Consider the following 9,716-nt stretch of genomic DNA (forward strand, 5'->3'; position numbering starts at 1 on the left):
ACGATGGGCACGCTGTCCCGATACGACACGGTTCTGGAGTGGCCATGGCCGAGACCGTCGCGGTGCGCTGCCCGGCCTGCCGCCGCGAGCACCGCTGCACGGCACCGGCGTACCCGTGCGCGTGCGGTGCGCCGGTCGCCCCGCGTCTGGACCGGGACGGCGCGGCGACGCCCGTCTCGCACCGGTCCTGGCAGGACGACTGGGTGACGGTGCGGTGCGGCTCCTGCGGGCGGCGCGGCGAGTGGCCGCGACCGGAGGTGGGGTGTTCGTGCGGGGTGGTGCTGCGGGTGGCGGTGCTGGAGGACGGGAAGAGCGCCGCCACCGGGGAGGGCACAGCAGGCGCGGACGTCACTCCGGCCCCGGAGCCGGTGACGGTGCGGCGCGTCACCCCGGCCGCCCGGCCCCCCTTCCTCTCCGTCACGATCCGGACCGCGCGCGACGCCGTCACGGCCACCGCCCTGTATCTGCGCTGGCTCGGCTACCGGGGTGTGCGCAGGGCGGACCAGCGTCCGCCCTCCGGTATCGGTCTCGCCGCGCGCGGGGTCGTCGCGCAGGTGGACCCGGCCGTACGACCGGCGACCCTCAGGGACGTCGAATGCCTGTGGCTGACGGCCATGACGGAGTCCGCGGACTGCCTCTACTTCTCCCTCGCCGGGTACGCGGACGACGCCCGGGCCCGCGCCGACGCGCTGGGCGTCGCCTTGTTCGTCCTCGACCTCACCGGCACGCCGAGGCCGGTGAACGCCTCCGCCGACGCACTGGCCACCAGCGGCACCGGTACCGGGAACCGAGCCCCCTGACCAGCCCGCGCACCGCATACTCACCGCATGCGTATGCGCCCCGCCACCCGCGCCGAACTCCCCGCCCTCCAGGACATCGAGCGCGCCGCCGGCGCCCCCTTCCGCGACCTCGGCATGCCGGAGATCGCGGACGACCAACCACCCGCGCTCGACACCCTGGAGCACTACTGCCGGGCGGGCCGCTGCTGGGTGGCGGCGGACGAGCAGGGTCGGCCGGCGGCTTATCTCCTGGCCGAACCCGTCGACGGCGCCCTGCACATCGAGCAGGTCTCGGTCCACCCACGCGCCGCGCGCCGGGGCGTGGGCCGCGCCCTGCTGGACCACGCCGCCGGCCACGCCCGCGAGGAGGGCCTGACGGCCCTGACACTGACCACCTTCACCGAGGTGCCGTGGAACGCCCCCTACTACGCCCGCCTCGGCTTCCGGCCCCTCTCCGAGGCCGACGTCACCCCCGGCCTGCGCGCCATCCGCGCGACCGAGGCCGAACTCGGCCTGGACCGCTGGCCCCGGGTGTGCATGCGCAGGCCGCTGTGAGCGGCACGGCCCAAGGTGCCCCTAGCCGTCCGCGAACCTCTCCCGCAGCTCCACCTTGCGGACCTTTCCGGACACCGTCATCGGGAAGGAGTCGAGGATCCGCACCCGGGCCGGGACCTTGTAGTGCGCCAACCGCCCCTCGCAGAAGGCCCGGAGCTCCTCCAGCGTCGGCGGGTCGTCCGGGTCGCGCGCGATGACACAGGCCAGGACCTCCTCGCCGTAGCGCTCGTGCGGGACGCCGACGACCTGGACGTCCTGGATCTTCGGATGGCCGTAGAGGAACTCCTCGATCTCGCGAGGGTAGATGTTCTCGCCGCCCCGGATGATCATGTCCTTGATGCGGCCGACGATCTCGACGTAGCCGTCCTCGCGCATCACGGCGAGGTCGCCCGTGTGCATCCAGCGGCCGGCGTCGACGGACTCGGCGGTCTTCTCCGGCTCGTTCCAGTAGCCGAGCATCACGCTGTAGCCGCGGGTGCACAACTCGCCCGCCGAGCCGCGCGGCCGGGTGACGCCCGTGGCCGGGTCGACGATCTTGACCTCGATGTGCGGCAGCACCCGGCCGACCGTGCCGGTGCGGTGCTCCAGGTCGTCGTCCCCGCGGGTCTGCAGGGACACCGGGGACGTCTCGGTCATGCCGTAGCAGATGGAGACCTCGGCCATGTGCATCTCGGCGACCACCCGCTTCATCACCTCCACCGGGCAGGGCGAGCCCGCCATGATGCCGGTGCGCAGGGAGGAGAGGTCGTAGGAGGCGAAGTCGGGGAGATTCAGCTCCGCGATGAACATGGTCGGGACGCCGTAGAGGGAGGTGCAGCGCTCCTGCTGGACCGCCTCCAGCGTGGCCCTCGGGTCGAAGGACGGGGCGGGGATGACCATGCAGGCGCCGTGCGAGGTGGCGGCCAGATTCCCCATGACCATGCCGAAACAGTGATAGAACGGGACAGGGATGCAGATTCTGTCCTGCTCGGTGTAGGCGATCAACTCTCCCACGAAGTAGCCGTTGTTGAGGATGTTGTGGTGGGAGAGGGTCGCGCCTTTCGGGAAGCCCGTGGTGCCCGACGTGTACTGGATGTTGATCGGGTCGTCGCAGGAGAGTTCGTCGTACGTCGCGTCGGGGACCGCCCGCCCGAGCAGCGCCTCCCAGCCCGGATCGCCGAAGTAGACCACCTCGCGCAACTCCGGGATGCCACCGCGGACTTGCTCGACCATCGCCCGGTAGTCGCTCGTCTTGTGACGCTGGGAGGCGAACAGCAGGGACACGCCCGCCAGCTTCAGGACGTACTCCACCTCGTGGGTGCGGTACGCCGGGTTGATGTTCACCATGATCGCGCCGATGCGGGCGGTGGCGTACTGGACGAGCACCCACTCGGGGCAGTTGACCGCCCAGATGCCCACCCGGTCGCCCTTGGCGACCCCGGAGGCGTGCAGGGCCGAGGCCAGTTCACCGACCGCCGCGCCGAACTCGGCATACGTCCAGCGCCGCCCGGACGGCACGTCGACCAGTGCCTCGCGGTCCGGCCAGGCCGCCACCGCCCGGTCCAGATTGGCCCCGATGGTGTCGCCGAGCAGCGCCGTCGCGCCGGTGCCGTGACTGTAGGAACTCACCGGAAGTCCTCCTCGCGGTACTCGGCGTCCGAGCCGGCCGCCGTGGCCTCGCGCAGCTCGATCCGGCGGATCTTGCCGGAGACGGTCTTGGGCAGCTCACCGAACTCCAGTCGGCGGATGCGCTTGTAGGGGGCCAGGGCCTCGCGGGAGTGCTCGAACAGGACCTTGGCGGTGTCGGGGCCGGGCTGCCAGCCCTCGGCCAGGACGATGTACGCCTTGGGGACGGCCAGCCGCACCTCGTCCGGCGCGGGGACGACCGCCGCCTCGGCGACCGCCTCGTGCTCCAGCAGCGCGCTCTCCAGCTCGAACGGGCTGATCTTGTAGTCGGAGGCCTTGAAGACGTCGTCGCTCCGGCCGATGTACGTCAGGTACCCCTCGTCGTCCCGGGAGGCGACGTCTCCCGTGCGGTAGTAGCCGCCGGCCATCGCCTCGGCCGTACGGTCCGCGTCGCCGTGGTAGCCGGTCATCAGGCCGACGGGCCGGTGGGACAGGTCGAGTGCGATCTCGCCCTCCGCGGCGCCCGGAGCGCCGGAGACGGGATCGAGGAGTTCGACGCGGTAGCCGGGGCTCGGCCGGCCCATCGAGCCGGTCTTGAGCGGCTGGCCGGGGCTGTTGGCGACCTGGACGGCTGTCTCGGTCTGGCCGAAACCGTCCCGGACGGTGATGTTCCAGGCCCGGCGGACCTGCTCGATGACCTCCGGGTTGAGCGGTTCGCCGGCCGCGACGACCTCGCGGGGCGGGGTGCGCAGCTGCGTCAGATCGGCCTGGATGAGCATGCGCCACACGGTCGGCGGGGCGCAGAAGGTGGTGACGCCCGCCCGGTCCATCTCGGTCATGAGACGGACGGCGTCGAAACGCGTGTAGTTGTGCAGGAAGACCGTCGCCTCGGCGTTCCAGGGGGCGAAGAGATTGGACCAGGCGTGCTTGGCCCAGCCGGGTGAGGAGATGTTCAGGTGCACGTCACCGGGTTTCAGGCCGATCCAGTACATGGTCGACAGATGGCCGATCGGGTACGACGTGTGGGTGTGCTCGACGAGCTTGGGCCGGGCCGTGGTGCCCGAGGTGAAGTAGAGCATCAGCGGGTCGTCGGCCCGGGTCGGGCCGTCGGGGGTGAAGTCGGCGGAGGCACCGTGGGCGTCGTCCAGTGGCAGCCAGCCGTCCGGCACCATACCGGCGTCGCCCGCGGCGATGCGGGTGTAGTCGCCGGGGACCTCGGCGAACTTGCCGGTGTCCGCCACCCGTGCGATGACGTGCCGGACCCGGCCGCGTTTGACGCGGTCGCGCAGGTCGGCGGGGCCGAGCAGCGGGGTGGCCGGGATGACCACCGCGCGCAGCTTCATCGCGGCGAGGGCGGTGATCCACAGTTCGGCCTGGTTGCCGAGCATGACGAGGATCCGGTCCTCGGCGCGCACGCCCCGCTCACGCAGCCAGGTGGCGAACTGCGCCGACCGCACCGACATCTCCCCGAAGGACAGCCGGGTCTCGCTGCCGTCCTCCTCGACGAGGTGCAGGGCGGTGCGGCCGTTGCCGTCGGCGATCTCGTCGAACCAGTCGAGCGCCCAGTTGAAGTACTCGGGCCGGGGCCAGCGGAAGCGCTCGTAGGCGGTCGGGTAGTCCTCGCGGTGTTCGAGCAGGAAATCCCGCGCGTCGCGGAACAGCTCCGTCGCCGATGTCATCTGTCCTCCTGGGTGCCGGACCATTGCCGGGCGGCTCTGAGCCATCGTGTAATCCGTGATGCAGGTCTCACTACCCCCGAACGGGGGGTGCGCCCGCACAAGGGCCTGAGGAGGGGCGGATCAGGTGACGACGGACGCGTCCGACGCGGTGGAGATACGCAACGCGCTGCTGCGTCTGCGGCGGGGCACCGGCCTGCCCGTCGCCTTCGGCGGCCTGCTGGAGGCCGGGCAGCAGATGCGCATCAGCGAACTGAGCGGCACGGCGACGCACGCCCTGCGTTCGCTGGTGGTGACGTCCGGCACCGGCCTCGGCGGCAAGACGCTGGCGCTGGCCCGGCCGTGCGTGGTGACGGACTACTCGGTGTCGCGGCAGATCAGCCACGAGTACGACGCGCCGGTGGCCGCGGAAGGGCTGCGCTCGGTACTGGCCGTGCCGGTGGTGGTGCGGCACCGGGTGCGCGGGGTGCTGTACGGGGCGCTGCGCACGTCCCTGCCGCTGGGCGGGCGGGTGCTGGACGCGGCCGCGGAGGCGGCGCGGGACGTGGAGCGGGCCTTGGTCGTCCGGGACGAGGCCCGCACGCTCGCCGCCGGGGCCGGAGCGGGCCCGGGGTGGGAGCGGGTACGGGAGGCGCACGCTGCCCTGCGGGCGCTGGCCCCGCGGATCACGGATCCGGAGCTGCGCGCGCAGGTGCACGAGGTGTGTGCGCTGCTGACGGCCGGGTCCGCCGGGCCGGCGCGGGTCGGGCTCGCACCGCGCGAGGTGGACGTGCTGGCGTGCGTGGCGGCGGGGGCCACGAACGCGGTCGCCGCGGAGCGGCTGGGCGTGACGCCGGAGACCGTCAAGGGGTATCTGCGGTCGGCCATGCGGAAGCTGCGGGCCCGCACCCGTGGCGAGGCCGTGGTCGCCGCGCGCCGGGCGGGGTGGTTGCCGTAGCTTTGTGGTGTTTTCGGTGATGCCTGCACGATCGCTCTGCCGACGGGTTCCCGGGGCGTCGGCCCCGCGTTCCGCGGCATTCGGGAGTCCGGTGAATTCTCCCGTCGGCACGTGTTGTTATTTCCCTCACGAGACCGTCCCTCCGAAATTCAAACGGCTGTTGCCTAATATTGGCCAGGACACGACACAGGGAGGGGAGCGGTGACCGGACGACGGGACTTCCAGGAGCCTCCCAGGAGCCGCCCCGACCTGGTCATCGGCCGGGAGGATCTGTTCACCTCGGCGCGCGAGCAGCTCGGACGAGGGGGCAGTGTGCTGCTCCACGGCCCTGCCGGAATTGGAAAGTCGACGGTCCTGCGGGCGCTGGCCGCGGATTACGGCGGTGCGGACCGCACGGTGTTGCGGTGCTCGGCGACCGAGTCGGAATCCCACCTGCCCTTCCTGGCGCTGGCCGACCTGTTCGGGCTGGTCCTGGACGACGTGTCCGGGGCGCTGCCCGGCGCCCAGCGCACCGCCCTGGAGTCCGCGCTCACCGGCCGCGGCGAGTCCACGCTCCAGCGGGACGGGCTCGCGCTGCGCCTGGCGGTGCTGTCGGCACTGCGCGTCCTCGCCGCGAAGGGCCCGGTGCTCGTGGTCGCCGACGACCTCCAGTGGCTGGACGCCGCCAGCGCGGAACTGCTCGGCTTCGCCGCCCGCCGGCTGGGCGACACGCCCGTGCAGATGCTGTGCGCGGTACGGACCGAGGGCCAGGAGTACGACCGCCACCTGCCCGCGTCCCCACCCGACACGCTCGCCGTCCGGCTGGGCCCGCTGACCCGTACGCAGGTCTCCGCGCTGCTCGACCACCGTGGCTACACGCCCCTGTCCCGCTCCACGGTCCGCGACATCCACCGCACCAGCGGCGGCAACCCGCTCTTCGCGCTGGAGCTGGGCCGGGCCCTGGCCGAGAGCCCGGCCCGGCCCCGGCCCGGTGAGCCGCTGCCCGTGCCCACCTCGCTGCGGGCCCTGGTGCTGAGCCGGCTGGAGATGCTGTCCGACGAGGCGCGCCGCACCCTCCTCGTCGCCAGCGCCGGTGCCCGTCCGACCCTGGCGCTGCTGCACGCGGCCGGGCGGGAGCACGCCGAGGCCGAGACGGCCCAGGCTGCGGCCCTGGGACTGCTGGCCACGGACCCCGAGGCACCGGCCCTGCGGTTCGCGCATCCGCTGATCTCGGCCGCGCTCTACGCGGAGGCCCCGGCACAGGAGCGGCGGGCCGTGCACGCCGCGCTGTCCACGGCGGCCTCGGACCCGATCGAGCGGGCCCGGCACCTGGCCCTGGCGACCACCGGCACCGACCCGGACGTCGCGGCCCGGCTCGCCGAGGCCGGTGCGCTGGCCCGGGATCGCGGGGCACCCTCCGTGGCCGCCTCGCTCGGGCTGCTGTCCGCCCGGCACACTCCGGCGGACAGCACTCCCGGCCCCGACGAGCGGCGTCTGCTGGCCGCGGAGGACGCGATCACCGCCGGCGAGGCCGATCTCGCCCGGGACATCGCACGCGACGTACTGACGCGTGCCACCGTGCCCGCCGAGCGGGTCCGGGCGTGGATGGTGGTCATCGAGGCGGCCGGGCAGGCCCTGGGCGACGTCGACGCCGTCTTCCCGCAGGTCCTGGCCGACGCGGGCGACGACCCGCGCCTGCTCGCCCAGGTCCACTACCAGCTGGCCTGGCGCGGCCTGGTCGTCGAGGGCGACTTCGCCGAGGCCCGCCAGGAGGCCGCGCACGCGGCGGAGCTGGCCGCCCGCGGCGGGGACCGGCGCACCGAGCTGATGGCGCTGTCCTTCCAGGCCTCGACCGAGACGCTGATGGGCCACCCGGACGCCCCCGCGACCGTCAAACGGGCCCTGAAGGAACCCCAGGACCCCTACGTGGCCTGCCACCACAACGGCGCCGGGTCGGCCCGGTTCCGCTGGCTCATCATGAGCGACCAGCTGCCCGAGGCGCGGGCCACCATCACCGCGCTGCTGCGCGAGGTGCGCCGGCGCGGCATGGTCGAGAGCGAGGTGCACTTCCTGCGCTTCCTCGCCGACACGGAACTGCGCTCCGGGCACTGCGGCCGGGCCCTGGACCTGGCCCGCGAGAGCCTGCGGCTCGCCCGGGACTCCGGGATCGGCGAGGGCGCCTCGGCCATGCTCGCCTCCCTCGCGGAGGCCTCGGCCGGGGACGTGGACCGGGCGCTGGCCCTCGCCCGCGAGGCGGCGGACCACGCCGAGGTCGACGGCGACCAGATGTACCTCTCCCGGGCCCTCGCGGCGCTGGGCTACGCCCAGTTGGTGGCCGGCGACCCGGCTGCCACCGTCCGCTCGCTGCGCCGGGTGAGGGAGCTGGAGCAGGGTCTCGGCATCAACGACCCCGGGCGCGGGCGCTGGCACGGTGACCTCGCCGAGGCCCTGGTCCGCATCGGGGAGCCGGGCGAGGCCCAGGACGTCATCGACACGACCCGGGCGCACGCACTGCGGCTGGGCCGGCAGAGCGTGCTGGCCGTCCTGGACCGGGCCGAGGCGCTGGTGCGGGCGGCGCGCGGCGAACACGAGGCCGCCGTCGTCCGGTTGACGTCCGTGCAGGACCGGCTCGGCCGGCTCGGCTACGGGCTCGAGGAGGCACGGGCCGCCTTCGCGCTGGCCCGTCTGCGTGCCCAGGCCGCCGCCTCCCCCCGCCCCGGGGCCAGGCCCCTGCCCGGACCGGTGTCGTACGACGAGGCCGCGCGGCTGTTCCGGCGCTGCCGTGCGCTGCCCTGGCTGCGGCAGGTCGACGCCGCCGCCACGGCCGGCCCCACGGCGGTGGAACCGGCGGCCCCCGCGCCGCCCGTCGCCCTGGACGCGCTGGAGGGGCTCGCCGCGATGGAGCGTCAGGTCGCCTCGCTGGTGATGGAGGGCGCGACCAACCGCGAGATCGCGGCGCGCCTGTTCATCAGCGTCAAGACCGTCGAGGCGACCCTCACCCGGGTCTACCGCAAGCTCGGGATCCGCTCCCGGGTGGACATCGTCCGGCTGGCCGCGGGCCGCCGCCCGACCTGACCCACCTGGGTTTACGGCGCCGGACCGAGGGTTATCCCTGCCCAACTCCCTTAGGGGGTTCCCTCATTGGGGGCGCTCCCCACGGGGCTCTAGCTTTGGGGCGTGCCGCTCGCCGGGCACACGGAGATCCGAACAAAGGTGTCAGGGTCCCCGTGCACGACCACCCGCGCGACCCCCCACCGGCAACTCCCCAAGGAGACCCATGTTCGGGCTCAACGCTGCCAAGAAGGCCGCCGCCGTCGTCGCGGCGACCGCCGCCGCTGCCACGACCGCACTGCTCGCCGCTCCCACGGCCGTCGCCGCGCCCCAGCCGATCGTCGGGGGCACCACGACCACGACCTCCGCCTACCCGTTCGTCATGCAGATCACGGACGCCTCGCAGAACCAGTTCTGCGGCGGCACGCTGGTCTCGCCCACGAAGGTCGTCACCGCCGCGCACTGCATGGTCGGCGAGACCACGAGCAGCGTGCGCGTCGTCGGTGGCCGCACCTACCTCAACGGCACCAACGGCACGGTCGGCAGAGTCAGCAAGATATGGATCCACCCGAGCTACACCGACGCCACCAACGGCGACGACGTGGCCGTGCTGACGCTGTCGACGTCGATGCCGTACACCACGGCGAAGTACGTCTCCGCCTCCCAGACGTCGGTGTACGCGGCCGGCACCACCGCCCGCATCCTCGGCTGGGGCACCACCGCCTCGAACGGCAGCAGCTCCAACCAGCTGCGCACCGCGACCGTACCGACCGTGTCCGACTCCAGCTGCGGAAGCTCCTACGGCTCCCAGTTCGTGAAGAGCGACATGGTGTGCGCCGGATACACCTCCGGCGGCGTGGACACCTGCCAGGGCGACAGCGGCGGCCCCCTGCTCATCGGGGGCGTCCTGGCAGGCATCACTTCCTGGGGCGAAGGCTGCGCCCAGGCCGGTTACCCGGGTGTCTACACCCGGCTGACCACCTTCTCCAACCTGGTCACGACGCAGATCAACTCGTGACCAGCTTCTAGTTCCTGAGTACCCCTCAGGTGATTGACCAGGGGGCGGGGGGGGGGGGGGGGGGGGGGCCCCCCCGCCACCCCCAAAAAAAGGAGGGGGGGAGGAGGAGAGGGGAG

7 protein-coding genes are annotated in these 9,716 nt (G+C 73.2%); 5 read left to right on the top strand and 2 right to left on the bottom strand.

Features of this window, described 5'->3' with window-relative positions; translation table 11 throughout:
* Nucleotides 1–44 precede the first annotated feature (44 nt).
* Both ABTX60_RS41015 and ABTX60_RS41020 read left to right on the top strand, forming a co-directional pair.
* Nucleotides 45–800, top strand: coding sequence for a hypothetical protein (locus ABTX60_RS41015; protein ID WP_352101860.1), 756 nt, complete (start codon nucleotides 45–47; stop codon nucleotides 798–800).
* A 27-nt stretch (nucleotides 801–827) separates the two neighbouring features.
* Entirely contained in the window at nucleotides 828–1,334 is a 507-nt protein-coding gene (locus tag ABTX60_RS41020; protein WP_352101861.1) for a GNAT family N-acetyltransferase, read from the top strand.
* A 21-nt stretch (nucleotides 1,335–1,355) separates the two neighbouring features.
* Here ABTX60_RS41020 and ABTX60_RS41025 read toward each other — a convergent pair whose 3' ends face one another.
* Both ABTX60_RS41025 and ABTX60_RS41030 read right to left on the bottom strand, forming a co-directional pair.
* Nucleotides 1,356–2,942, bottom strand: a complete 1,587-nt coding sequence (locus ABTX60_RS41025; protein WP_352101862.1) for an AMP-binding protein — start codon at nucleotides 2,940–2,942, stop codon at nucleotides 1,356–1,358.
* A complete protein-coding gene (locus ABTX60_RS41030) occupies nucleotides 2,939–4,618 on the bottom strand; it encodes an AMP-binding protein (RefSeq protein WP_352101863.1) in 1,680 nt (559 codons plus the stop codon). The genes ABTX60_RS41025 and ABTX60_RS41030 overlap by 4 nt, the downstream gene beginning before the upstream one ends.
* A gap of 124 nt (nucleotides 4,619–4,742) precedes the next feature.
* Between ABTX60_RS41030 and ABTX60_RS41035 the strand changes: the two genes are divergently transcribed.
* From ABTX60_RS41035 to ABTX60_RS41045, 3 genes are all read left to right on the top strand, one after another.
* Nucleotides 4,743–5,552: a helix-turn-helix transcriptional regulator gene (locus ABTX60_RS41035; RefSeq protein ID WP_352101864.1), complete on the top strand. Its 810-nt coding sequence runs from the start codon at nucleotides 4,743–4,745 to the stop codon at nucleotides 5,550–5,552.
* A 201-nt stretch (nucleotides 5,553–5,753) separates the two neighbouring features.
* On the top strand, nucleotides 5,754–8,606 hold the full coding sequence (locus ABTX60_RS41040; protein ID WP_352101865.1) for a helix-turn-helix transcriptional regulator: 2,853 nt from the start codon (nucleotides 5,754–5,756) through the stop codon (nucleotides 8,604–8,606).
* A gap of 202 nt (nucleotides 8,607–8,808) precedes the next feature.
* Nucleotides 8,809–9,600: a S1 family peptidase gene (locus ABTX60_RS41045; RefSeq protein ID WP_352101866.1), complete on the top strand. Its 792-nt coding sequence runs from the start codon at nucleotides 8,809–8,811 to the stop codon at nucleotides 9,598–9,600.
* Nucleotides 9,601–9,716 lie beyond the last annotated feature (116 nt).

Origin of the sequence: Streptomyces sp. NPDC126510, assembly GCF_040302345.1 — a bacterium.
Taxonomy (GTDB): Bacteria; Actinomycetota; Actinomycetes; order Streptomycetales; family Streptomycetaceae; genus Streptomyces.